Source organism: Pseudomonas sp. AC229, from assembly GCF_979254655.1.
Genome location: NZ_CEEDHK010000008.1, coordinates 71363 through 96466 on the forward strand (window position 1 = coordinate 71363; position 25104 = coordinate 96466).

Genomic DNA, 25104 nt, shown 5'->3' on the forward strand with positions numbered 1-25104 from the left:
GGATTTCTATGCACACCCGTAGTCATTTCACCGCCTTGTTCACCGCTTTGGCCGCCTCGTTGCTGTTCGTCCATGGCGCCATGGCCGCCGATCCCGGCAGCCTGAAAACTACCCTCACGCCGCTGGGCGCCGAGCGCGCCGGCAACGCCGACGGCAGCATTCCAGCCTGGGATGGCGGCATGACCCAAGCCGACCCGAATTACAAAGACGGCGGCAAGCGCAGCGACCCGTTCGCCAGCGAAAAACCGCTGTTCAGCATCAACGCCCAGAACGCCGCGCAGTACGCCGACAAACTGAGCGCCGGCACCCTGGCCATGTTGAAAAAATACCCGGACAGCTATCGCCTCGACGTGTACCCCACGCACCGCACCGCCGCCGCGCCGCAAGGCGTGTACGACGCCACGGCGGCCAACGCCGGCAGCGCCAAACTGGTGGACGGCGCGTCCGGTCCCGCGCCGCAAAACGCTCAGGGCGGCATCCCATTCCCGCTGCCGCAGAACGGCGCCGAGGCGATCTGGAACCACTTGCTGCGCTGGCGCGGGGCTTCCTGGCACATGACGTTCAGCCAGTACCTGACCACCACCGATGGCAAACACGTGCTCACCAACGATTCCCGTGGCGACCTGCAAATGCCCTGGTACTTGCCCGGTGGCGCGGAAAAAGACGGCGTGTTCTGGGCCTTGCGCCTGATCAACGACGGGCCGCCCCTGCGCGCCGGCGAAGCGATTCTGGGCCGTGAAAACCTCGACGCCGACAAAGCCGGCGCCTGGACCTATCTGCCTGGCCAACGCCGCGTGCGTCGTCTGCCCAACGCCTGTTGCGACACACCGACACCGGCCACTGCCGGGGTGATGAGCTTCGACGAACTGTATGTGTTCAACGGCCGCATCGACCGCTTCGACTGGAAGCTGGTGGGTAAGAAAGAGCTGTATATCCCCTACAACTCCAACCGCGTGATGACCGCCAAAGGTGCTGAAGACGTACTGGCCGAGCATCACCTCAACCCGGATGTGGTGCGTTGGGAACTGCACCGCGTGTGGGTGGTGGAAGCCACGCTGAAAAGCGGCAAGCGCCACGTGATGCCGAAAAGCACGTACTACCTCGACGAAGACACCTGGGCCGCCGTGCTCGGCGAGCGCTACGACAGCAAAAACCAGCTGGCCAAGGCGCTGTGGACCACGCCCATCGTGGTGCCTGATCTGCCAGGCGTGGTCACCATCACCAACGGCTTCTACGACTTGCTCTCCGGTGCCTGGTTTGCTGGCGACATTCTCGCCGGCAAGAACGAGCAGTACCGCATCGTCAAGCCGTACGCCGAGTCGGTGTTCACCCCGGACTCGTTGGCCGGTGAAGGCATTCGCTAAGCGCGCAAGGCAGCGGCCCGTTAGGCGCTGCCGTATGGGTTGAGTGCAGCGGCGTATGCGCCGCTGCATGTCGAGAAAGAGGCAGTAACCATGAATCACACACGCAACGTGCTGGCCTTGTTGTGCCTGAGCCTGGCCAGCGCGACCGCCAGTGCTCTGCCCGCGCAAGACGTGCTCAGCGTGCCAGCGGTGCAGGGCCAGCAAGCGCAACATGCCGTGCTGCTCGGCATCACCCGCGCCGGCGAGCGCCTGGTGAGCGTGGGCGAGCGCGGCATTGTGCTGCTCTCCGACGACAACGGCGCCACCTGGCGGCAAGCCGCCGTGCCGGTGAGCAGTACGCTGACCGCGGTGCAGTTTGTCGACGCCCAACAGGGCTGGGCCGTAGGCCATGCCGGCGTGGTGCTGCACAGCGCCGATGGCGGCGAAAGCTGGGCCCTGCAACTAGATGGCAAACGCGCCGCCGCCGTGGAACTGCAAGCCGCGCAAACAGCGGGCGACGCGCCCCGCGTGGCCAATGCCGAGCGCCTGGTAGCAGACGGGCCCGACAAACCCTTGCTGGCCCTGCGCTTCGCCAACGCCCGCGAAGGCTTGGTGGTCGGCGCCTATGGCCTGGCGTTGCACACCGATGACGGCGGCGCCACCTGGACATCGTGGATGGACCGCGTGCCCAACCCACGCGGTTTGCACCTGTATGCCATCGCCGGGCGCGGCGAGCAGCTGTACCTGGCGGGCGAACAAGGCCTGCTGCTCGGCTCGCACTCCAGCGGCGCACAGTTCGACACCTTGACCAGTCCTTATGAAGGCAGCTTTTTCAGCGCCAGCCTGACCGCCAGCGGCGACCTGTTGGTGGCCGGCCTGCGCGGCAAGTTGTTTCGCTCCAGCGACGGCGGGGCGAGCTTTGATCCGGTCGCCAATCCGCTGCCCATTTCCATCAACACGGTGCTGGTCAGTACTGACCAGGTGCTGCTGATCAACCAGGCCGGCGGCGTGCTGCAAGGCGACGCCAATGCCAACGGCCTGCGTCCGCTCGCGCTGCCACCGGGTGCGCCGCTGTTGGCGGTGACCAAAGCCGCCGATGGCGAACTGGTGGGCGTTGGTTTTGCCGGGCCGCAGCGCCTGGCACCGGGCGCGTCTGCGCCACTTTCACGAATTGCGGAGTAACCCCATGCACGTCCCGAGTTCATCCGGCGCGACGCCTATCCACAGCACCCTGGCGGATTTCGACAGCGCTTCCGGCTCGCTGCTGGAGCGCGCCCTGTTCAACCATCGACGCCTGGTGTTGCTGATTTGCCTGCTGGTCACCGCCTTGCTGGGCTGGCAGGCCACGCGCCTGGAACTCAACGCCAGCTTTGAAAAGATGATCCCCACCGACCATCCGTTCATTGCCAATTACCTCGATCACCGCCAGGAACTCAGCGGCCTGGGCAATGCCGTGCGCATTGCGGTAATCAACAAAACCGGCAGCATCTACGACGCCACCTACCTGCAAACCCTGCAGCAACTCAACGACGAGGTGTACCTGCTGCCAGGCGTCGACCGCGCCTTTATGAAATCGCTGTGGACGCCGTCCACCCGCTGGGTCGGCGTGACGGAGGAGGGGCTGGAAGGCGGGCCGGTGATTCCCGATGGCTACGACGGTTCGGCCGCGAGCCTGGAGGCGCTGAAGCGTAACGTCGAGCGCTCCAACGAAATCGGCCAACTGGTGGCGTTCGATCAACAGTCGAGCATCATTTACCTGCCGCTGCTGGCCAAAGATGCTGATGGCAAAGCGCTCGACTACAGCGCCCTGGCCGCCGAGCTGGAGCAACTGCGCGGCAAATATCAGCAGCAAGGCATCGACATTCGCATCACCGGGTTTGCCAAGGTCGTGGGTGATTTGATCGATGGCCTGCGGCAGATTTTGCTGTTCTTCGCCGCCGCCATCGTGATCACCGCCGTGGTGCTTTATTGGTACACGCGCTGCCTGCGCAGCACCGCGCTGGTGATGGCGTGCTCGTTGGTAGCGGTGGTTTGGCAACTCGGTTTGCTGCCCTTGCTCGGCTACGAGCTGGACCCGTATTCGGTGTTGGTGCCGTTTCTGGTGTTCGCCATTGGCATGAGCCACGGCGCGCAAAAAATGAACGGCATCATGCAAGACATCGGGCGCGGCATGCATCGCCTGGTGGCGGCGCGCTTCACCTTTCGCCGCCTGTTTCTGGCCGGACTCACCGCCCTGCTGTGTGACGCGGTCGGCTTTGCCGTGCTGATGATTATCAAGATTCAGGTGATTCAGGACCTGGCCGTGATCGCCAGCATTGGCGTCGCGGTGCTGATTTTCACCAACCTGATTTTGCTGCCGGTGTTGCTTTCGTACATCGGCGTTACGCCGGCCGCTGCGGTGCGCAGTTTGCGCAGTGAACAGGCGGAAATCGACGGCGCCGGCAAGCAGGCCATCTGGCGTTTTCTTGACCTGTTCACGCAAAAGCGCTGGGCCACGGTGTGCGTGCTGGCGGCAGCGCTGCTGGCGGCGGGCGGCTATTGGGTGAGCCTGCACCTGAAGATTGGCGACCTGGATGCCGGCGCGCCGGAACTGCGCGCCGACTCGCGCTACAACCGCGATAACGCCTACCTGACCCAACACTACGGCGCCAGCAGCGATGTATTCGCGGTCATGGTGAAAACCCCGGCCGGTGCCTGCTCCAGTTACGACACGCTGCAACGGGTGGACAACCTCGACTGGCAACTGCGCGGCTTGCCGGGCGTGGACTCGACCAACTCGCTGGCGTTGCTCAATCGTCGCGTGCTGGTGGGCCTCTCTGAAGGCAACCCCAAGTGGTACGAACTGGTGAACAACCAGGCCACCTTGAACATGGTCACGGCCGGCGCGCCGCGCGGTTTGTACAACGAAGATTGCAGCCTGCTGACGCTCTACGCCTACCTCACCGACCACAAAGCCGACACCCTCGGGCGGGTGGTCGACAGCGTGCAGGCGTTCGCCAAAACCAACGACAGCGACCAGGCGCAATTTCTGCTGGCCGCCGGCAGCGCGGGCATTGAGGCGGCGACCAATATTGTGGTCAAGCAAGCCAGCCACGAGATGCTTTGGTGGGTTTACGGCGCCGTGATTGTGCTGTGCATGGTGACGTTCCGTTCCTGGCGCGCGGTGCTTTGCGCGGTGCTGCCGTTGGTGCTCACCTCCATTTTGTGTGAGGCGCTGATGGTGTGGTTGGGCATCGGCGTGAAGGTTGCCACCTTGCCGGTGATCGCCCTGGGCGTCGGCATTGGCGTGGACTACGCGCTGTATGTGATGAGCATTGTGCTGGCCCAGCTGCGCCAGGGCGCGAGTCTGTCTGAAGCCTATTACCGCGCGCTGCTGTTCACCGGAAAAGTGGTGATGCTCACCGGCGTGACGCTTGCCATTGGCGTGGGCACCTGGATGTTCTCACCGATCAAATTCCAGGCTGACATGGGCGTGCTGCTGGCCTTTATGTTCGTCTGGAACATGGTCGGCGCGCTGATGCTGCTGCCGGCGCTGGCTTACTTTTTATTGCCGCAAACCCGCCTGGTCCGGCAGCCCGACGCGCTGCCCGTGGCCGCCTCGCAGGAACCTGCGAAACCGGCTGCGAATCGGCCGGCACGCGCTGCCATTCATTGATTTCAGAACAATAAGAGAGTGAATCGTCATGAGTGCTGACCATAAAAGCATCGAGGCTAAAGCCTCTCCTACAGGGATCGAGTGTTCATTGTGGGAGCGGCTTCAGCCGCGATTCCTGCACACATGGGTTCAAGCAGGAGCACGCCATGTCCACTAACCGCCAAGCCGGGCTGCCGCAGTCGCTGTTGCTGCTGTTGGGCAGCTGCCTACCCGTGCTCGGCGCGGTGCTGTTGGCGCCGGTGCTGCCACGTATGCAGGAACATTTCGCCAACACGCCCGGCGCCACGGTGTTGGTGCCCATCGCCTTGACGCTGCCGGCGCTGATCATCGCCTTGGTGGCGCCGTTTGCCGGCGTGATTGCCGACCGGGTAGGGCGCAAGCCACTGCTGCTGTGGGCCATGTTGCTGTACAGCGTGTGCGGCCTGTTGCCGTTGTGGCTGGACTCACTGACCGCCATCGTCGCCAGCCGCGCCGGCATTGGCCTGGCCGAAGCGGCGATCATGACCGGTTGCACCACGTTGATGGGCGACTACTACAGCGGCGCGCGGCGCGAGCGTTTGTTCGCTTTGCAGATGGTCGCCACCTCGCTGTCGGCCGCTGTATTTATGGCCGTTGGCGGTGCGCTGGGCGAGAACGGCTGGCGCACGCCGTTCGCCTTGTATGCCGTCGGCTTGCTGTTCCTGCCGTTGATGGCCACGTTGCTCTGGGAACCCTCGGCGGATGCCGACGCACCGGCGCAGCCCGTTGCGGTCGGTGCATTTCCCTGGGCCAGTCTGATTCCGTTGTACCTGCTCACGGTATTGGCCGGCGTCAGCCTGTTTGTGGTGCCGGTGCAAGCCGGTTACTTGCTGAGCCTGATGCATGTGGATGCGCCGCAACAGATCGGCATGACCATGGGCGCCAATCAGCTCGGCGTGCTGGCTGGCGCCATCGGCTTTCGCGTGCTCAGCGGTATGTCGGCGCACCGGCAAATGCTCTTGGCGTTTTTCCTCGCCGGGCTCGGCGGCTTGCTTATGGCCACGGCCGGCAACCATGCGTTGGTGGTGGTGGCGGTGCTGGTCAATGGCCTGGGCATCGGTTTGATGCTGCCCACGCTCATCACCTGGATCATGGCGCAGGTCGATTTTCAGCAGCGGGGAAGGGCAGCAGGCGGTTTCACCGCGGCGATTTTTGCCGGTGAATTTGTCAGCCCCTTGGTGGTGTTGGCCATCACCGGTGGCGCCCTCGATCACTTGCCCACCGCGCTCGGCGTACTGGGCGTGGGGCAGTTGGTGATCGCCTTGGCATGCCTGGGCTTGCCGCGTTTGGCCGGCCTGAAAAGCGCCGCCCTGAATGCGTCCAGCCCAGCGGTTGGCCACTGATTCTGTGGGCCTGCACAAGGAGCTCAACATGCACCCATTGCCATCGTTCAAACGCGTAGTCACCGGCCACAACGCCAGCGGCGCCGCCGTGGTCGCCAGCAGTGGCGCCACGCCCACTGTGTTCCCGCTGGCCTCGGTGCCGGGCACGGTTTTTTATGAGATCTGGAACAGCGCCGCCAGCCCGGCCGTGCTCGACAACGCCAGCGACCCAACCGCCAAACCGTTGCAGCTAAGCCCAGGGCCAATGGGCAGCGTGATCCGCGTGGTGGATATTCCGCCCGACAGCGTACAGAACCAGGTCAGCGCCGAAGCGGCTGCCGCCGCGTTCGCGGAAATTGGCGAATCTCACGCCGGCACGGGCACCGCCAACTCCAAACACAAGCTGATGCACCGCACCGAGACGCTCGACTACGGCATCGTCACCGAGGGCGAGGTGTGGCTGATCCTCGACGAGGACGAAGTGCAGCTCAAACGCGGCGATGTGGTGGTGCAACGCGGCACCAATCACGCGTGGAGCAATCGCACCGACGCCATGGCGCGCATGGTGTTCATCCTGCTGGACGGACAATTTTCTGCTGAATTGAAAGGGGCCGCACAATGAAGCTCGCCACACTGAAAAACGGCGGCCGCGACGGCCAATTGGTGCTGGTTTCGCGCGACAACGCGCGGGCTGTGCACGTCGCGGCCATCGCCGACACCTTGCAACAGGCGCTGGAAAACTGGGCCAGAGTAAAACCGCAGTTGCAGCTGTTATCCCGCGAACTGGATGCCGGCCAGGCGCCCGGCGCCTTCAGCTTCGACCCGCAGCAGGCCATGGCGCCGCTGCCACGCGCCTATCAGTGGTGCGACGGCTCGGCCTTTCTCAGCCACGGCAAGCTGATGCAAAAAGCCTTCAACCTCGACCCAATCGATGGCGCCGATACCACGCCCCTGATGTACCAGGGCAGCGGCGATGATTTCCTCGGCGGGCGCGACGACATTGCGCTGCCCAGCGAAAGCCAGGGCATCGATTTCGAGGGCGAATTCGGCGTGCTGGTGGACGACGTGCCAATGGGTTGCAGCGCCGACCAGGCGCTGGCGCACATCAAGCTGATCGTGCAAATCAACGACGTCAGCCTGCGCGCCTTGGCGCCTCGGGAAATGACCACCGGCTTTGGTTTTTTGCAGGCCAAACCGTCGTCCAGCTTTGCGCCGCTGGCCCTGACGCCCGATGAATTGGGCAGCGCCTGGGCCGATGGCCGCGTGCACTTGCCGTTGAACGTGCAGTGGAACGGCCGCTGGTTTGGCCACCCCCACGGCGGTGCGATGAACTTCCATTTCGGCCAACTGATCGCTCACGCCGCGCTGACCCGCCGCCTGCGCGCCGGCACTGTGATCGGCTCGGGCACCGTGTCCAACAGCGACCGCAGCGTTGGCTCGGCGTGCATCGCCGAACAGCGCGCCATCGAGATGATCGAGCACGGCACGCCGCGCACCGGCTTTATGCGCTTTGGCGACCGGGTGCACATGGACGTTCGCGGCGCCGACGGCCATTCCCTGTTCGGCGGTATCGACCAGTACGTCGTTCAGGCCAAAGGCTGAGGACTCGCCCATGCGTGTGTTGATAACCGGCGCCAACGGCTTCGTCGGCCGTGAACTGGTGCGCTGCCTGCTGGCCCGGGGCAGCCTGTGCGACAAAGCCATTGGTTCGCTTGTGTTGCTCGACAAAGACCTGCACGGCCTGCCCGACGATTCACGGGTGAAACTGCAAACGGGCAGCATCACCGACGCCGCCTTGCTGCGCCGGGTTCTGGCCGACGGCATTGATGTGGTGTTTCATCTGGTCAGCATCCCTGGCGGCGCGGCGGAGGAGCAGTACGACCTCGGCTATCAGGTCAACCTGCTCGCCAGCCTTGAGCTGCTCAACCAACTGCGCACTAGCGCCCATCCGCCTGTGGTGGTGTACGCCAGCAGCGTGGCGGTTTACGGCGCGGCGTTGCCGGCGCGGATGAACGAGACCGCCGAACTCAACCCGGCGTTGTCGTACGCCACGCACAAAGCCATGGTCGAGCGGGTGATTGTCGACCTGGCCCGGCGCGGCGAAGTGGACGGCCGCGCGCTGCGCCTGCCGGGCATCGTCGCCCGGCCGCGACAACCCAACGGGCTGCGCTCGGCATTTATGAGCGACCTGCTGCGCGCCTTCGCCGAAGGCGAACCGTACCAGTGCCCGGTGTCGCCTCAGGCAACGGCGTGGTGGATGTCGGCGCGCTGCTGCGTCAACAACCTCATCCAGTGCGCCGAGCTGCCACGCGCCGTTGTCGACCAGCAGCGCGTCTGGCAATTGCCCGTGCTGCATTTGGCCATCGAGCAGGTGGTCGACGCCTTGGCCAAAACCTACGGGCAAGCGCGCCGGAGCCTGATCAGCTACGCCGCCGATGCTCAGCTCGAAGCGCTGTTCGGCGCCTTGCCGCCGCTGAAAACGCCGCTGGCGCGCGCCGCCGGGTTTGCCCATGACGGCAACGCCGCCGCGCTGATTCGCAACGCCTTGAACCCTTCAGCCCCTCGGGCTCAGCCTTTACCTGGAGCGCTTGCCCATGCCGCACGCCACTGATTCGCACAAACCGAAACGTCGCCTGGTCGACTTGTCCGTCACGCTCGACAACAACCCGTACACCGATCCGCCACCCTTGCTGCCGACAATCGACTACATGGACCACCAGCAAGGCTGGCCGGAGATGGCCGCCATGTTTCCCGGCCTGCAACTGGAGCAAATGCCGGGCAACGAAAGCTGGGCCGCCGAGCGCCTGAACATCACCACCCACAGCGGCACGCACATGGACGCGCCCTGGCACTACGCCTCAACCACGGACGGCGGCAAACCGGCGTTTGGTATCGATGAATTGCCGCTGGAATGGTGCTTGCAGCCCGGCGTGAAACTGGATTTCCGCCAGCTTCCCGATGGCCATGTTGTGACTGCCGAAGAGATCGCCGCCGAACTGGCGCGCATCGGCCATGAGCTGCAGCCATTGGATATCGTGCTGATCAATACCCGTGCCGGCGCCTTGTTTGGCCAGCCGGGCTACCTCGACGCCGGTGTCGGCATCGGTCGTGAAGCCACCCTGTATTTACTCGAACGCGGCGTGCGCGTAGTGGGCACCGACGCCTGGAGTTGGGACGCGCCGTTCAAATACACCCGCGAACGCTTTGCCGCCAGCGGCGATGCCTCAATCATCTGGGAAGGGCACAAAGCCGGCCGTGACATCGGCTACGGCCAGATGGAAAAACTCGCCAACCTCGACAGCCTGCCCGCCACTGGTTTTGTGGTGTCGTGCTTCCCCTACAAAATCAAACACGCCTCGGCCGGTTTCGTGCGCGCCGTGGCGATTTTCGAAGCGTGAGGCCCGGCATGAACCGCGCAAAACGCTGGCTCGGTATGTGCCTGGCCGTGTTGGCCTTGAACGCGGCCGCCGGGCAGGAGGAGGGCGAGATAGCCCAGGCGCTGCTGACCCGTGCCGTGGACTATTACCAGGTTCAGGGCGACTCGGCGTTGGCGGCCTTCAGCCGCCAAGGTGAGTTCACCGACAGCGAGCGCTACGTGTTCGTTGTCGACACCCACGGCACCATGCTCGCCAGCGGCGGGCCGTCGGCGGTGCTGATCGGCCGCAACGTCTCCAGCGTGCTGGCGCCGGAACTGCGCAGCGCCTTCGAACGGGCGCTGAACACCACGGAAGAAGAGGGCGTGCAGAACGCCGAATACCGCTGGAAAAATTGGACCGATGGCCGAGTCGAGCGCAAGCGCGTGTATTTCCGGCGCGTGGGCGAGCGCATCATCGCGGTCGGCCACTACCTGCCGCGCGCCACCCCGGAACAAGCGGCGCAACTACTGGCCAAAAGCGCGGCCGCCATCGAACAGAACCCGACGGCCAGCTTCAAAGCCATCAACGAGCTGTCGGCGGCGTTTCGTGAAGATGACCTGTACGTGTTTGTCGTCGACCTCAACACCCACCGTTACGTCGCCCATGGCTACAACTTACGGTTACTGGGCGTCGACTTCGCCAGCATCAAAGACCCACAAGGCAAACCCGTCGGCGCGCCGATCCTGGCCCTGATGAAATCCAGCAACGAAGCCGGTTACGACTACCGCTGGAAAAACCCGGTGACCGGCAAGGTCGAAGACAAACATGCGTTGTTGCGCAAGGTGGGCAAGTACGTGGTGGCGGTGGGGTATTACCGCAACGCAAAAGCCACGGCGCATCCGTAGGCGCGGCTTCAGCCGCGATGCTGTTGAGCCAACGGCAATAAAACGCTCGCTTCTAGCAAGAAGCTGGCGGCGTATCGCCTCGGTGCGCGTCGGTGCTGTTCAGCGTTTCAAGCAGGCGGTTGAAGGCGTCAATGGTCAGCGGCGGGTAGTAGTAATAACCCTGCACCTCATCGATGCCTTCGGCTTGCACCAACTGCAGTTGTTCCGCGGTTTCGACGCCTTCGGCGGTGGTTTGCAATGACAGCCCGCGACACAGGCCGGCGATCGATGACAACAAGGCACGGCCACGCGGCGACTGCTCCAGGTCGGAGATAAAGCTGCGGTCTATTTTTACCCGGTCCAGGGGCAGTTCTTTCAGGTAACTGAGGGATGAATAACCGGTGCCGAAATCATCCAGGGCGATGCGAAAGCCGGCGTCGCGCAAGGCTTGCAGGCGCTGCCGGGCGAACGCGGAATCTTCCAGTAGAATCGATTCAGTGACTTCCAATTCCAGCGCGTCTGGCGGGGCCGCACAGTGCGCCATGCTGTCGAGCAATACTGGCAGTAATTGTTCGTCGCGCAGTTGCCGCGCCGACAGGTTGATGGCCAGCGACAACGACCAGCCGCGCGCCTTCCAGTCGGTGAGCAATTCGCAGGCCTGGCGCACGATCCAGTGGCCAATCGGCACGATCAGGCCAAGTTCTTCGGCCAGCGGAATAAAGGTATCCGGCGCCACGCGTCCGTAGTCGGCGGTGTCCCAGCGCAGCAAGGCTTCGGCGCCAACGATGCGCTGATCGCTCAGGCGGATTTTCGGCTGCAATGCCAGGCTCAGTTCGTTTTGCGCTTGCGCCCGACGCAGCAGGTTGGCCAGTTTGATCCGGTGCACCAATTGCTCGTTCAGCTCCGGGCGATACAAGGCGTACTGGTTACGCCCCTGGCGCTTGGCCACATACATGGCGGCGTCAGCGTGGCGCAGCAGATCACCGGCTTCGTTGCCATGCTCTGGGGCCAAAGCGATGCCGATGCTCGGGGTGGCGGTAAGCACATGGCCGGCCAGGTCCATGGGCTCGTTGAGCACACGAACCAACTTATCGGCCACCACCAGCACTTCGGTGTGGCTGCGCAGTTCCAGCAGCACCACAAACTCGTCGCCGCCCCAGCGCGCCACCAGGTCGCCCTGGCGCAGGGCCTGCTGAAGGCGCTTGGCGACCTGTTGCAACAGGCTGTCGCCGATGTCATGGCCGAACGCGTCGTTCACCTGTTTAAAGTCATCCAGATCGACAAATAGCAACGCCAGGCGGCGGTCGCTGTGGGGATGCTGCAAGGCGCGCTGCAAATGCTCCTGAAACTGCAAACGGTTGGGCAGTTGGGTCAGCACGTCGAGGCGAGCCAGGTGCTGCAAGTGATCGGCTGCCCGGCGCCGTTCGCTGATGTCGCGCAACGACAACACCAGATGCCCGGCATGCTGGTCGCGGCTGCGCACCAGCGTGCTGGTCAGCTCCACTGGCGTGCGTTGGCCGCTCTGGCGCAAACAGATGAGTTCGCCTTGCCAGTGATCGGCACTGCACAGGGCCAGCCATGGCGAGTTTTCATCGGCGTCAAGCAACAAGGTGTCGAGCTGAAGGTCGGGCAGTTGCGCGGCGCTGATGCCGATCAGTTCGAGAAACGCGGCGTTGGCTTGCAGCACGCGCCGGTCTGCGGTCAGCACCGCATTGGCGTCGCGGTTATTGGCAAACGCGGCGGCCAGCAGGCGCAGATGTTCTTCGGCTTCGCGCTGGCGGGTGATGTCCTTGCAAGTGCCGGTGATGCGCTGCGCCAGGCCATCGCTGCCGCGCTCAATGGCGCGACCCTGCGTGCGTAACCAAAGCCAGGCTTCGGCCGGCGTATTGCGCACCCTGAATTCCAGATCGTAGTAATCGCAGGTGCCGCACAGGTGCTCGTTCCAGGCCAGCAGCGCGGGGCCTTGGTCGTCCGGGTGCAGGCGCTGCACCCAGTCGGCCCAGGGCAGCGTTTCACCCAGGGTTTCGTCGGGATTGCTGGAGAAATAATGCAGGCGCATCTGATTGTCCTGCGCCTGCCATTCCCAGATCAGCTCGCCGCTTCCCCACAGCGCCAACTGCAAACGGCGCTGCGCTTCCGACGCACTGAGCGCGCGTTTGAGCTCGACCGTGCTCAGGTACAACTCGCGGGATTTTTCAGTGAGCAACTGCTCGGCGGTCTTGCGCGCCTGACGCTCGCGATTCAGACGGCGCTGCCAGAGTTCTTCGTTCACTGGCGGATCATGTCGAAGCGAGTGGCGCTGCTGCCGGCCGCGCTGGGTAAGTCTTGGCGGCGCACGCGAATGGTTTCGCCGTAGTGATAAATGCAGCCACGAATGAGGCCTTCGGCCAGGTCAGCCAGCCCGCGGCTGGACCGGTAGATAAGCACCAGATGCTGCGGCGTGTGCTCGGCGGTTTCGAACGACGGTAATTGCGCCTGTGGGTAGAGCTTGTGCACCTCCTGATGCACATGGCCATCCACGCTGGCGAGCAGGCTGAACGCGTCATGGCAGTGCGCGAGCATCTGCGGGTAGGTTTCAACGAAGCGCTCGAACAGGAACTCGCCGTAGACCTTGATCAGCATCGACACGCTGCTGCCGGTCAACCTCGCCAGCGTGGCGACCAGTGCCTGCATTTCTTCATGGGAGTAATAGCCGACAGCCGTATAGGCGCCGTCGTTGGGCAGGGAAGTTTCGTTCAGCATCTGGTCAGCCAGCGCGGGCGAATAGCGCTGCTCGACCATTTCCAGGAACTCGGTGAATACCATACCCAGCATCATCGATTCCTTCGGCTGATCGGCTGTAGTGGGTATAGATGGCGCGGAGCGCAGCGGCAAGTTTTGCTGCGCGCGGGACGCGACGGCAGGTGACACGCCGCCTGCGCCTGCCGTGTATCTGGGGTCGGCGCTGCTTTTGCGCTATGCCACGCCTTAATCGCACGTGCCACCGAAACACAATTCTCGATTGACATACGTCAATATCTGCTCAAGTATATCGTTTAAGTGATATTCATAAATCGCACAGCGATACGGAGCATAAATTGTACGATCCACTTGTCCATGCTCATCCTGGCGTTGGCGCGCCGCATACACCCTCTTATTGGGTGGACACGGCCGGTGCCGCGCCGCAGGACGACGGCCCGCTGAGCGGCGCTGTAGACGTTGACGTGGCGATTATTGGCGCCGGCTACACCGGCCTCAGCTGCGCCTTGCACCTGGCACGCGAGCATGGCATTCGTGCACTGGTGCTCGAAGCCAATCAGGTGGCCTGGGGCTGCAGCGGCCGCAACGGCAGTTTCGCCCGTATCTCCGGTGGGCGAGTGGCGCTGTCGGAGCTGATTCAACGTTACGGCGCGACCACGGCAAAAGCCTATTTCGATGAGATGTCTGAGGGATTGAACACCGTGCGCGGCCTGATTCGCGACGGCCAGATCAGCTGCGACGCGCAGCCCGATGGCGTGTTCAAGGTGGCCAGCCATGCCCAGCATGTCGAGGCGCTGAAGCGTGAAGTGGGGTTGTACAACGACGTGCTGAAATACGGCGCCAGGCTGGTCAGTGCGGCCGAGGTTCAACGCGTGCACACCGGCGCCGAGTCGTTTGGTGCGCTGTATATGCCCGACGGCTTTTCCATGCAGCCGCTGAAGCTGGCGTGGGGGCTGCACCGCATGGCGCGCCAAGCTGGCGCCACGGTGCATGTGGGCTCGCCCGTGGTGGGCTGGACCAGCGCCAACGGCGTGCACCGTTTGCAGACACCCGGCGGCGTAGTGACGGCGCGCAAGGTGGTGGTGGCCACCAATGGCTACACCTCGCCGAGCCTGAACCCGGCAACTGCTGGGCGCGTTTTGCCGGTGCACTCGCAAATCATCGTGACCCGGCCGCTGACCGCCGCCGAAAAAAGCCACAGCTTGCCGGGCAGCGAATGCATGTTCGACACGCGCAATCTGCTCTCGTATTACCGCCGCCTGCCGGACGACCGCATTCTGTTCGGCGGACGCAGCGCCATCACCGGCAAAGACGCCGAAAACCCCCAACACCGGCAGAATCTGCACGATGCGCTGTGCCGCAAGTTCCCGGTGCTGGCCGGCATCGAGGTGGATTACAACTGGGGCGGCTGGGTGGCCGTCAGCGAAAACTCGCTGCCTTTTATTTGCCGTGTGCCAGGCACCGACACTGTGTTTTCCGCCGGTGGCTACGCGGGCAGCGGCGTGTCGTTCTCGGTGCAGGCTGGCAAGCGCCTGGCGCAAATGGTCAGCGGCGAACAGCACCCGACGCGGGTCGATTTTCTGCACCAGATTCCAAAGCGTTTTCCCTTTCAGCCGTTCCTGCGCGTCGGGCAGCGGCTGGCGTACGCGTGGTACCGATTCAAAGACGCGCAATAAGCGCAGCAGCACGCGAAGGGTGCTTGCCACCCCGCGACTACAACAAGAGTGATGTGGGCACTGTCGCCCGGGGCGTTCGATTCAACTGTCTAATTACAACAAACTCAGGAGTTGAAAATGCGATCAATCAATACACGTATGGCGGGCTTGGCTGCGGCCATTTCCCTGTGTTCCATGGCCCAGGTGCAGGCTGCTGGAACCGTCACATTTGCAGGCTGGGGCGGCGCGCTGCAAGACGCTGAGCGCACGGCTTATCTGAAGCCGGCAGAGAAGGCGCTGGGCATCACCATCAAAGAAGACAACATGGACGGCCTGGCCGCTGTGCGCGCGCAGGTGATGTCCGGCAAGCCGAAGTGGGACGTTGTCGAGCTGGCCTCCAACGACTGTGTCATGGCGCAGGAACAAGGGCTGACCGAGCCGCTGGATTACTCGGTAATCAGCACTGACGGCGTTGCCGAGAATTTCTACGGCAAGAACTGGATCGCCAGTAACGCCTATTCCACAGTGCTGGCCTGGGCCAATGACGCCGGGCCGAATACACCGAAAACCTGGAAAGCGTTTTTCGACCCCGACGTAAAAGCGTCGCGCTCGATGTACCGCCAGCCGTACACCACGCTGGAACTGGCGCTGATCGCCGACGGCGTGTCGCCAAAAGCGCTGTATCCGCTGGATGTTGACCGCGCTTTCAAAGTGCTCGAGCGCATCAAACCGCAGGTGGTCAACTGGTGGCGCAGCGGCACCGATTCGGCGCAACTGCTGCGCAGCCGTGAAGTGGATGCGCTGTCGATCTGGGCCTCGCGGGTTGAAGACCTGAAAAAATCCGGCGACGACGTCGACTTCACCTACCAGCACGCGCTGGTGGATTACGACTGCGTCGTGGTGCCCAAAGGCGCGCCGAACAAAGAACTGGCGATGAAGCTGGTGGCCGAAATCATGAAGCCCCACAGCCAGGCGACGCTGGTGACGTTGATCCCCAACCCGCCAATCAATACCAAGGCGTACGACACCGGCATCATTCCGGCGGACATGGCAGCGACCTTGCCAACCGCGCCGGCCAACCTCGACAAGGTGGTGTTCTTCGATCCGGTCTGGTGGCAAGCCAACCAGGCTGAAGTGCAGCGTCGTTTCGACCTGTTTATCCAAAACTAAAAGGGCGCTGGCATGAAACGCATACACAAAACCATGATGCACACGGCCATCGTTGCGGCCTTGGCCGTGGGCGCAAGTTTCTCGGCCGTGGCCGACAGCCTGACGTTCTCCGGCTGGGGCGGCGCCTTGCAAGACGCCGAGCGCAAAGCCTATCTGGAGCCGGCAGCCAAAGCCCTGGGCGTGACCATCAAGGAAGACAACATGGACGGCCTGGCCGCCGTGCGTGCCCAGGTTATGTCGGGCAAACCGAAGTGGGATGTGGTGGAACTGGGTAGCACCGAATGCGCCCAGGCCCAGCAGGAAGGCCTGGCCGAGCCGCTGGATTACTCGGTGATCGATGCCAAGGATGTCGATAAGAGCGTGGTCTCCAGCCACTGGATTGCCAGCCACGCTTACGCCACCGTGGTGGCCTGGGCCGATGACACCGGCGCGCCGGTGGCGAAGAACTGGCAGCAGTTTTTCGACCCGAACGTGAAGGGCGCCCGTGCCTTGTATCGCCAGCCATGGCTGACCATGGAAGCGGCGCTGCTGGGTGATGGTGTGGCGCCCAAAGACCTGTATCCGCTGGACGTGGAACGAGCGATCAAGGTGCTGGAGCGCATCAAGCCGCAGGTGGTGAACTGGTGGAGCGCCGGTGCCGATTCGGCGCAACTGCTGCGCAGCCGTGAAGTGGATTTCCTGGCGATCTGGAATGGTCGCGTCAGCGATGTGAAAGCCAGCGGCGAACCGGTGGACTACAGCTTCGACGGCGCTTTGTTGAGCCATGACTGCCTGATCGTGCCCAAGGGCGCGGCCAACAAGGAACTGGCGATGAAACTGATCGCCCAGATCATGCTGCCGCAAAGCCAGGCCAAACTGGCGACGTTGATTCCGTACTCACCAGTGAACGCCAAGGCGTATGAGCTGCCGATCATCACCGAAGAGCTGGCGGCGCGCCTGCCCACTTCACCGCAGAACATCGACAAAGTGGTCGCCGTTTCGCCTGAGTGGTGGGTGAAAAACCAGGAGGCGGTGCGTCAACGGTTCGCCCTGTTTGTGGCCAAGTAAGCTGTGCATTGATCTGTTGAACGGGGTGGGGCGCCCAGGCGCCTCCTCTACGAAAAAGGGCGCAAGACGTCCACTGTGCCGAGTGTGAGCATGTCCCAAGAACATAAACTTTCGATGTCCATCGACATCGAGAACCTGACCAAGACCTACGACAGCTTTGCTGCGTTGGATGATGTTTCGCTGAATATCAAAAGCGGCGAATTCCTGTCTTTGCTCGGTTCCTCCGGTTCCGGCAAAACCACGCTGCTGATGGCACTGGCCGGGTTTGTGCGCCCGGATGCCGGCAGCATTCGCTTTGCTGGCCGCGAGATGGTGTTCGAGCCGCCGCACAAGCGCGACGTGGGCATGATGTTCCAGAGCTACGCGCTGTTCCCCCATATGAACGTGTTCCAGAACGTGGCCTATCCGCTGAAGCTGCGCGGTTTCAAGCGCGCTGACATTCGCAAGCGCGTGGAAGCGGCGCTGGCGACCGTGGAGCTGGATCACTTGATCGAACGCGGCATTACCGAAATGTCGGGCGGGCAGCGCCAGCGTATCGCCCTGGCCCGCGCCATTGTCTTTGAACCGAAAATTCTGTTGATGGACGAACCGCTTTCGGCCCTCGACAAACGTCTGCGCGAAACCATGCAACTGGAGTTGCGCCGGTTGCATGAACGCCTGGGCATGACGGTGGTTTACGTCACCCACGACCAGCGCGAAGCGCTGACCATGTCCGACCGCATTGCTGTGATGAGCCAGGGCCGCATTCGCCAGATCGATACGCCGGTGAACCTGTACGAGCGTCCGGCCAACCGCTTTATCGCCGAGTTCGTCGGCGAATCGTCCTGCCTGCCGATTACCCTGCAAGACGGCCAGCCGCTGTTTCAGGGCCGCCCGGTGCGCGGTGCCAGCGTGGCCGCCAGCGTGAAGAATCCGAGCCTGGTGGTGCGCCCCGAGAAGCTGCAATTCGTCACGGCCGATGCCAGCGACTACAACCTGCTGCATGGCCGCGTGACCGATGTGATTTTCCAGGGCGAAAGCCAGTTGGTGCAGATCGACCTGGGCGAGGGCATGGCCGTGGCCATTCGCCGGCCTACCCGCAGCTCGGAAAGCAACCGTTTGCCTGAGCGTGGCGAAGCCGTGGTGCTCGGCCTGCACCTGCAAGACACGCTGGTGGTGGGAGACGACCAATGAGCGCCGGCGCCAACGCGCTGAACGCGCGCGAACTGCGCGGCGCCGGCCGGCGTGAGCGCTGGTTTCTGTTCGGCACCGGGCTGCCTGCACTGCTGCTGGTGTTGCTGACGTTTGTGCTGCCGATTGGCTGGCTGTTCTGGCTGTCACTGTTCGACGCCGAAGGCCAGTTGACCATCGAAAACTACACGCGCTTGCTGGAGCCGATTTACGTTCTGACCTTTGTGCAGACCTTCAAGATCAGCATCATCGTCACGCTGGTTTGCGTGCTGATCGGCTACCCCTACGCCTATTTCATGATCAAAGGCTCGCGCTGGCTGGCCAATCTGGCCATGGCGCTGCTGCTGGTGTCGCTATGGACGTCGCTGCTGGTGCGCACCTATGCCTGGCTGATCATTCTGCAGCGCCGTGGCATCGCCAACGATCTGTTGATGAGCCTGGGCCTGACCGATGCGCCGCTGTCGCTGGTGCATAATCTCACCGGCACGGTGATCGGCATGGTGCACATCATGTTGCCGTTCATGATTCTGCCGCTGTTTGCGGCGATGAAAAGCATTGACCCAATTTACAACCAGGCAGCCGCCACCTTTGGCGCGTCGCCGTCGCGGGCCTTTCGTGATGTGTTTCTGCCGCTGTCACTGCCGGGCCTGGCGGCCGGCGCCACGCTGGTGTTCGTGATTACCCTGGGCTTCTACGTGACGCCGGCGCTGTTGGGCGGTGGCAAGGTGCAGATGATCTCGATGCGCATCGAAAGCGATGTGTCGATGTACGCCAACTGGGGCGCCGCCTCTTCGCTGGGCGTGGTGTTGCTGGTGGCCACCTTGCTTATGTTGTTTATCGTCAAGAAGAGCGTCGGCCTCAGCCGGCGCAGCGAGTAAATCATGGCCCGACTCAAACAAAACCTGCTGGCGGCGGTGACCGGCGCATGGCTCTACGTGTTGGTACTGGCGACCATGGCGTTTCTGGTGTTGCCGACGCTGATCGTGATTCCCATGTCGCTGTCGGATGCGCGCTACCTGAGCTTTCCACCAAAATCGTTCAGCCTGGAGCCGTTCTTTAGCTATTTCGCCTCGCTGGAATGGCGCAGCGCTACCGGTGTGTCGCTGCTGACCGCAACGCTGACCATGTTGCTGGCGACCACGCTGGGCACGGCGGCGGCGTATTCGCTGCATGTTACCCAGTCGCGGGTAACCGGCGTGCTGCGTGGTCTGATGATGGCGCCGATGATCGTGCCGACCATTTTTATCGCCATCGGCCTGTTCTTCGTCTACGCCCGCTTTGACCTGAACAACACGATTCCCGGTCTGGTGCTGGCGCATACGCTGCTGGCCTTGCCGTATGTGGTGATCAACGTCAGCGCCGGCCTGCGCAGTTACGACATGACCCAGGAGCAGGCGGCCTGCATTCTGGGCGCCACGCGACTGCGCGCGTTCTTCGACGTGACGCTGCCGCAGATTCGTTTTTCAGTCATTGCAGCGGCCATGTTTGCCTTCGCCATTTCCCTGGATGAAGCGGTGGTGTCGCTGTTTATCAGCGGCGGCGACAGCTCCACCCTGACCAAGAAAATGTTCAGCTCGCTGCGCTCGGAAATCGATCCGCTGATTGCCGTGGTCGCCACGCTGATGACCCTGCTGTCGATCATCATGCTGTGCATCAGCATCATGGCCCAGCGCAAAGCCAAAAGGGCCGCGGCATGATCCGGCTGGCCCACGCCAACCCGCAGGTGCTCGAGTTCTTCTGGAACGGCCGCCGCGTGCAAGGCCGCCAGGGCGAAAGCCTGGCAACCGCGCTGCTGGCCAATGGCATTCGCACCCTGGCCTGGACGCGCAAATCACACCGGCCGCTGGGCTACTCCGGCAGCTACGTGGCCGGCGTTCTGGCGCGTGTGAATGGCGTGCCGAACGTGCGCCTGGACCTGCTGCCGGTCACGGCCGGGGCCAAGGTGGACATGCAGAACTGCTGGCCGACGCCGGCCCTCGATGTGCTGCGTTTGTCGCGCCTGATTCCGGCCAGCTGGATCCAGGGCGGCTTCGAACACACCAACCTGGTGCCCAGCGGCAGCGCCTTGTTTCAGCGCTGGGAAGCGCTGCTGGCGTTTCTCGCCGGTTCGGCGAAACCGCCTGAGCGTATCGGGCAGATAGCGGTGCCGATGGCCCGGCGCCTGAGTGCCGATGTGCTGGTAATCGGCGCGGGCCCATCCGGCTGCGGCGCTGCCAACAGAGCCGCAGCGGCGGGGCGCAGCGTGGTGCTGGTAACCCGAGGCCATGGCGTGGCGCGCTATGCGCAAAGTTTCGGTACGCCGGGTCCGCAACTGGATGAACGCGTACAACTGGTGACTGGCGTCGAGGTGTTTGGCGCCTACCGCGAGGGCGAACTGCTGCTTGGCGCCCCGCATGACGCAACACTCGGTGCCGTGGCGTTGGAAGCCGACGAGATCATTCTGGCCACTGGCCGCCGCGCCTGCCCGCCGGTGGTGCCGGGCATCTGGCTGCCCGGGGTAATGGATGCGCGAACCGCATTGCTTATGGCCCACGAACAGGCCGTGGCAACTGGTGCGCGCGTGGTGGTGGTTGGTACGGGGGATGAACACGCCGTCGCCGCGCGCCTGACCGAACTGGGCGTCAACGTGGTCGCCGCGCGCCCGGTAGCGCAGCTGCACCGCGTGGAAGGACGCCATCGCGTAAAGGCTGCGCGGTTCGCTGACCGTGTGGCCTGTGATGCGCTTGTGCACGCGGGGCCGTGGTTGGCTGACGCGAGCCTGAGTTTCCAAAGTCGCGCCGATGGCTTGCTGCAACTGCGCGAAGTGCGCGACAGCCGCCTGCGTACCGTCGGCTCGGCCGCGTTGGCGGATGAGCCATTGCCAGTAGCCACCGCCTCGCGCCATGCCGCGTTGCTGTGCCCGTGTTTCGACGTGTCGTGCCATGAGGTGCAGGCGCTGGTGGAGCAGGGCATTACTGACCTGGAAGTGATCAAGCGCCTGACCTCGTGCGGTATGGGCCCCTGTCAGGGCCAGCCGTGCTGGGATTCGCTGCGCGCACTGGTCAGCGCCCGCAGTGGCCTGGCGTTGTCGGCATTGCCAAGGCCGACGCTGCGTCCGCCGCGTCGGGCGCTGAGCGTGGCGCAGGCGGCGGGGCTGGTCGATTGTGTGGAGCCGCTGCAATGACGGCCGCTCACGCACTGCCAAGCCAGGCCTCGATCATCATCGTCGGTGCCGGCATTCAAGGCTTGTCGCTGGCCTTCAACCTCACTGAACTGGGCGTGCGCGACATTCTCGTGCTGGATGCCGGTTACTGGCAGGGCGGGGCGTCAGGGCGCAACGGCACGCTGATTCGCGGCGCCTTCAGCTCGCCGGAGTGGACGCGCTTTTTCGCCCATTCGTGCCACCTGTGGCAGGGCCTTTCGAAGCGCCTTGGCGAGAACGTCATGTACTCGCGGCGCGGCTACACCATGGTCGGCGAGCGCAGCAGCACGGCCGCCATGCTCGACCGCACGCTGCAGGTGCACCGCGAGTGCGGCATCAATTCCAGCCTGCTGACTGCCACCGGGCTGCGCGAGGTGTTGCCGGCCTTGGCCCATGAGCGTGTGAGTGCGGCCGTGCACCTGCCGGACAGCGGCGTGGCGCCCCATCACGCGGCCATGTATGCCTATCGTCAGGCCTGCGAAGCGCGCGGCGTGAAGATTCTTTACCGCACTGAAGTCACCGCCATCGACCAGAGCGCCGGGCGCATTAGCGGGGTGAGGGTGGGCGAGCAGCGCATCGCCACCGACACCCTGGTGCTGGCCGGCGGCGCTGAAAGCAACCGCTTGGCGCAACTGGCCGGCGTGCCGCTGGATGGTTATCCGATGCGCCTGGAAGCCATGGCGCTGGAACCGATGCGCCCGCTGATTGGCCCGGCCGTGGCACTGCTGGATCGGCTCTGCTACATGCACCAGACTGCGCGCGGCGAAGTGGTGGGCGGGGCCGAAGTGGCGGAGCGTGCGCAGCACACGCTGAATGCCGATGTGCCGGTGATGGCGGCCACTGCCAAGGCGTATCTGGAGATGTTTCCGCAACTGGGCCACGCGCGGATCTTGCGCCAATGGGCCGGCTTGGTGCATATCTCCAAAGATTTTGGCCCGCTGCTGGGCGCGCATCAGGAGTTGCCGGGCCTGTTTATCAGCGCTGGCTGGTGCTACGGCCATGCCGGCGCCCCGGCTGCGGGTGAATTGCTGGCCAAAGCGATCGTCAGCGGCGAGGTGGACGAGCGCATGCGGCCGTTTGCCGTCGACCGCTTTGAACGCAATCAGCCGGTGGTGGAGCCGGGCATTGTGTTGAGCCATTTTGAATAATTGAAACGCACCGTGATTGATGTGCCGTTATCGGCAAAACAAGGATAAAACCCATGAGCTCTCTGGAAGACTCGCCACTGTTCATCACTGCCTTGTCGAAAGGCTTGGCACTGCTGACTGCCTTTCGCGCCGGGCGCCCGAGCATGAGCCTGGTCGAGCTGGCCGAAGCCACCGGGCTGAACAAGAGCACCGTGCAGCGTTCGGCATTTACCCTCGAAGCACTGGGGTATCTGTACAAGGAACCGGTGACCAAGCGCTTTCGCCTGGCGCCGAAATCCCTCGATCTGGGCACCGGATATTTGCAAACCAGCGAGCTGATCGAGCGCGCCAATCCCTACCTGCATGAGCTCAACCGCGACGTGGAAGAAAGCTGCAACCTGCTCGAACCGTGCGGGCTGGACATGCTCTACGTGGCGCGCTTTCCCAGCCACAAGCAGATTTCCATTCATATGCCGCTGGGCCGGCATTTGCCGATGTACTGCACGGCAGCGGGGCGCGCCTACCTGGCCGCGCTGCCGGCCGCCGAAGCCGACGCCATTCTTCAGGCCTCGGACCGCCAGAGCTACACGGCCACCACCGTGACCGACCTGGAGCAACTGCGCGCCATCGTTGCCGAATCGCGCAGCGAGGGTTACGCCTTCGCGCAGGAAGAGTATTTCGCCGGTGACATCAGCGTGGCGGCTGCGGTGGTCAACGCCGATGGTTATCCCCTGGGCGCCGTGGGTATTTCCGTGCCGTTCAGCCGCTGGACCCTCGACGATGCGCGCAAGCAACTGGCGCCAAAAGTGATCAACGCCGCGCGCACCATCGCCAGCGCATCGCGCAGTTTGCGTCCCGTGGGCTAACGCGCAGGCTCCCTTTCACAGCTACTCCTGCTGCGGGCTCCGGCCCGCGGTATAGGCGCCGAATTGCCCGAATCTGCGGGCGGAACATTGAGGACAACGCAATGAGCCAAACCATGAAAGCCGCCGTTTTGCATGCCGTTGGCGAGCCGCTGCGCATCGAGCAGGTGCCGATTCCGCAACCCGGCCCCGGCGAGATTCTGATCCGCATCGTCGCGTGCGGCGTGTGCCACAGCGACTTGCACGCCATGGACGGTGACTGGTCCGACCTGCCCACGCTGCCGCTGATTCCTGGCCATGAAATTACCGGCCACGTTGCCGCCCTCGGCGCTGGGGTAACCGAGCCGGCCATCGGCACCGCCGTCGGCATGCCGTGGATGTACAGCGCCTGCGGCACCTGCGAATTCTGCCTGGGCGGCATGGAAACCATCTGTGCGCGGCGCGAGTCGACCGGCTACAGCAAGCAGGGCGGCTATGCCGAATACATGATCGCGCCGGCGGCCTTTGTCGCCAGCATTCCGGCAGGCACCGACCTGTATGCGCTGGCGCCGATACTGTGCGCCGGCGTGACCACCTACCGTGGCCTGATGCGCTCTGGCGCACGGCCCGGGCAGTGGGTGGCGGTGATGGGCATCGGCGGGCTTGGCCATGTGGCCGTGCAATACGCCATCGCCATGGGCCTGCGGGTTGCGGCCATCGACGTCGGCGCCGACAAGCTGGAACTGGCGCGCAGCTATGGCGCCGAGGTGCTGGTCAACGCCCTCGATAACCCGGTGCAAACCCTCAAGGACAAAATTCCCGGCGGCGTGCATGCAGTGCTGGTAACGGCCACCGCCAATGCAGCCTTCGAACAGTCGGTAAAAATGCTGCGCCCAGGCGGCACAGCGGTGTTTATCGGCTTGCCCGGCGGCGACGCCGACGCCGTGCGCGCCTCGATCTCCAGCATCAGCGGCTGGGAGCTGACCATCACCGGCTCCAACATCGGCACCCGCCAGGACCTGCACGAAGCCGTCGCGTTTGCCGCCCGTGGGCAAGTGAAAGCGCAGATCAGCCTGGAACGCCTCGACGACATCAACGACATCTTCGACCGCATGCGCAAAGGCCAACTGGTTGGCCGCACCGTGCTGAAAATTTCCTGACCCATCCACTACGGAGCCTCGTCCATGACCATTACCCGTCTGCAACCCAACCCCGGTCTTCTCAGTCACGCACTGGTGCACAACGGCATCGTTTACATCACCGGCCAGGTGCCCGCCGACCGCACCCAGGATGTGGCCGGGCAAACCGCCCAGGTGCTGGCGCGAATCGATGCGCTGCTGGCCGAGGCCGGCTCTGACAAGTCGCACATTCTGTTCGCACAAATCTGGCTCAAGCATGCCGTGCAGGACTTCGCCGCGATGAACGCGGTCTGGCGCCAGTGGGTGCCGCAGGACGCGCTGCCCGCGCGTGCCACCGTGGAAGCCAATATGGCCGCCGACAACATTCTGGTGGAAATCGCCCTGCAGGCTGCCGTCAAGGCCTGACCCCTTTATGACAGGCCCGGCGCACTCAGCGCTGCGGCCCTGGAGAGCGTT

Annotated in this window: 22 protein-coding genes; 20 read left to right on the plus strand and 2 right to left on the minus strand. The window is 63.7% G+C overall.

Translation table 11 applies throughout. The features are described from left to right. The first annotated feature begins 8 nt into the window (after positions 1–8). The 9 genes from AC0IW7_RS12880 to AC0IW7_RS12920 all read left to right on the plus strand — a co-directional run bounded on the left by AC0IW7_RS12880 (position 9) and on the right by AC0IW7_RS12920 (position 10599). A complete protein-coding gene (locus tag AC0IW7_RS12880; protein ID WP_471818451.1) occupies positions 9–1364 on the plus strand; it encodes a DUF1329 domain-containing protein in 1356 nt (451 codons plus the stop codon). A gap of 90 nt (positions 1365–1454) precedes the next feature. After that, complete coding sequence (locus AC0IW7_RS12885) at positions 1455–2525, plus strand: WD40/YVTN/BNR-like repeat-containing protein (RefSeq protein ID WP_471818452.1); 1071 nt, start codon at positions 1455–1457, stop codon at positions 2523–2525. Between the two features lie 4 nt (positions 2526–2529). Next, positions 2530–4998 (plus strand): efflux RND transporter permease subunit, encoded by a 2469-nt coding sequence (locus AC0IW7_RS12890; protein WP_471818454.1) that lies wholly within the window; start codon positions 2530–2532, stop codon positions 4996–4998. Positions 4999–5144: 146 nt separating this feature from the next. Next, positions 5145–6359: an MFS transporter gene (locus AC0IW7_RS12895; protein ID WP_471818456.1), complete on the plus strand. Its 1215-nt coding sequence runs from the start codon at positions 5145–5147 to the stop codon at positions 6357–6359. A 28-nt stretch (positions 6360–6387) separates the two neighbouring features. Continuing rightward, positions 6388–6960, plus strand: coding sequence for a cupin domain-containing protein (locus AC0IW7_RS12900; protein WP_471818458.1), 573 nt, complete (start codon positions 6388–6390; stop codon positions 6958–6960). After that, a complete protein-coding gene (locus tag AC0IW7_RS12905; RefSeq protein ID WP_471818460.1) occupies positions 6957–7940 on the plus strand; it encodes a fumarylacetoacetate hydrolase family protein in 984 nt (327 codons plus the stop codon). The genes AC0IW7_RS12900 and AC0IW7_RS12905 overlap by 4 nt, the downstream gene beginning before the upstream one ends. A 10-nt stretch (positions 7941–7950) precedes the next feature. Then, positions 7951–8949, plus strand: coding sequence for an NAD-dependent epimerase/dehydratase family protein (locus AC0IW7_RS12910; RefSeq protein WP_471818462.1), 999 nt, complete (start codon positions 7951–7953; stop codon positions 8947–8949). Further along, a complete protein-coding gene (locus AC0IW7_RS12915; protein ID WP_471818464.1) occupies positions 8933–9736 on the plus strand; it encodes a cyclase family protein in 804 nt (267 codons plus the stop codon). Before AC0IW7_RS12910 ends, AC0IW7_RS12915 begins: the two co-directional genes overlap by 17 nt. Positions 9737–9744: 8 nt before the next feature. Next, positions 9745–10599 (plus strand): cache domain-containing protein, encoded by an 855-nt coding sequence (locus tag AC0IW7_RS12920; protein WP_471818466.1) that lies wholly within the window; start codon positions 9745–9747, stop codon positions 10597–10599. Positions 10600–10651: 52 nt separating this feature from the next. On the opposite strand, the gene AC0IW7_RS12925 is transcribed toward AC0IW7_RS12920, so the two are convergent. Together AC0IW7_RS12925 and AC0IW7_RS12930 are read right to left on the minus strand one after the other, a co-directional pair. Next, positions 10652–12850 (minus strand): putative bifunctional diguanylate cyclase/phosphodiesterase, encoded by a 2199-nt coding sequence (locus AC0IW7_RS12925; protein ID WP_471818468.1) that lies wholly within the window; start codon positions 12848–12850, stop codon positions 10652–10654. Further along, on the minus strand, positions 12847–13392 hold the full coding sequence (locus AC0IW7_RS12930; protein ID WP_471818470.1) for a heme NO-binding domain-containing protein: 546 nt from the start codon (positions 13390–13392) through the stop codon (positions 12847–12849). Before AC0IW7_RS12930 ends, AC0IW7_RS12925 begins: the two co-directional genes overlap by 4 nt. Positions 13393–13655: 263 nt before the next feature. Here AC0IW7_RS12930 and AC0IW7_RS12935 point away from each other — a divergent pair, with 263 nt between their 5' ends. From AC0IW7_RS12935 to AC0IW7_RS12985, 11 genes are all read left to right on the plus strand, one after another. After that, entirely contained in the window at positions 13656–14993 is a 1338-nt protein-coding gene (locus AC0IW7_RS12935) for an NAD(P)/FAD-dependent oxidoreductase (RefSeq protein WP_471818472.1), read from the plus strand. A gap of 117 nt (positions 14994–15110) precedes the next feature. After that, positions 15111–16142: an ABC transporter substrate-binding protein gene (locus AC0IW7_RS12940; protein WP_471818474.1), complete on the plus strand. Its 1032-nt coding sequence runs from the start codon at positions 15111–15113 to the stop codon at positions 16140–16142. A 12-nt stretch (positions 16143–16154) separates the two neighbouring features. Further along, positions 16155–17189, plus strand: a complete 1035-nt coding sequence (locus AC0IW7_RS12945; RefSeq protein WP_471818476.1) for an ABC transporter substrate-binding protein — start codon at positions 16155–16157, stop codon at positions 17187–17189. Between the two features lie 90 nt (positions 17190–17279). Beyond that, positions 17280–18362: an ABC transporter ATP-binding protein gene (locus AC0IW7_RS12950; RefSeq protein WP_471818477.1), complete on the plus strand. Its 1083-nt coding sequence runs from the start codon at positions 17280–17282 to the stop codon at positions 18360–18362. Next, complete coding sequence (locus AC0IW7_RS12955) at positions 18359–19237, plus strand: ABC transporter permease (RefSeq protein WP_122496266.1); 879 nt, start codon at positions 18359–18361, stop codon at positions 19235–19237. The genes AC0IW7_RS12950 and AC0IW7_RS12955 overlap by 4 nt, the downstream gene beginning before the upstream one ends. A gap of 3 nt (positions 19238–19240) precedes the next feature. Further along, on the plus strand, positions 19241–20056 hold the full coding sequence (locus AC0IW7_RS12960; RefSeq protein WP_122496264.1) for an ABC transporter permease: 816 nt from the start codon (positions 19241–19243) through the stop codon (positions 20054–20056). Beyond that, positions 20053–21522 carry a 2Fe-2S iron-sulfur cluster-binding protein gene (locus AC0IW7_RS12965; protein ID WP_471818480.1) on the plus strand — a complete coding sequence of 490 codons (1470 nt, stop codon included), beginning with the start codon at positions 20053–20055 and terminating at the stop codon, positions 21520–21522. Before AC0IW7_RS12960 ends, AC0IW7_RS12965 begins: the two co-directional genes overlap by 4 nt. After that, complete coding sequence (locus AC0IW7_RS12970) at positions 21519–22688, plus strand: NAD(P)/FAD-dependent oxidoreductase (protein ID WP_471818481.1); 1170 nt, start codon at positions 21519–21521, stop codon at positions 22686–22688. Before AC0IW7_RS12965 ends, AC0IW7_RS12970 begins: the two co-directional genes overlap by 4 nt. 53 nt (positions 22689–22741) lie before the next feature. Beyond that, positions 22742–23533 carry an IclR family transcriptional regulator gene (locus AC0IW7_RS12975; RefSeq protein ID WP_463549666.1) on the plus strand — a complete coding sequence of 264 codons (792 nt, stop codon included), beginning with the start codon at positions 22742–22744 and terminating at the stop codon, positions 23531–23533. A 101-nt stretch (positions 23534–23634) separates the two neighbouring features. Beyond that, the gene (locus AC0IW7_RS12980; RefSeq protein WP_122496255.1) at positions 23635–24669 is read left to right on the plus strand and encodes a zinc-dependent alcohol dehydrogenase; all 1035 of its coding nucleotides are present in this window, start codon (positions 23635–23637) and stop codon (positions 24667–24669) included. 24 nt (positions 24670–24693) lie between these two features. Next, positions 24694–25053: a RidA family protein gene (locus AC0IW7_RS12985; protein ID WP_463549667.1), complete on the plus strand. Its 360-nt coding sequence runs from the start codon at positions 24694–24696 to the stop codon at positions 25051–25053. Positions 25054–25104 lie beyond the last annotated feature (51 nt).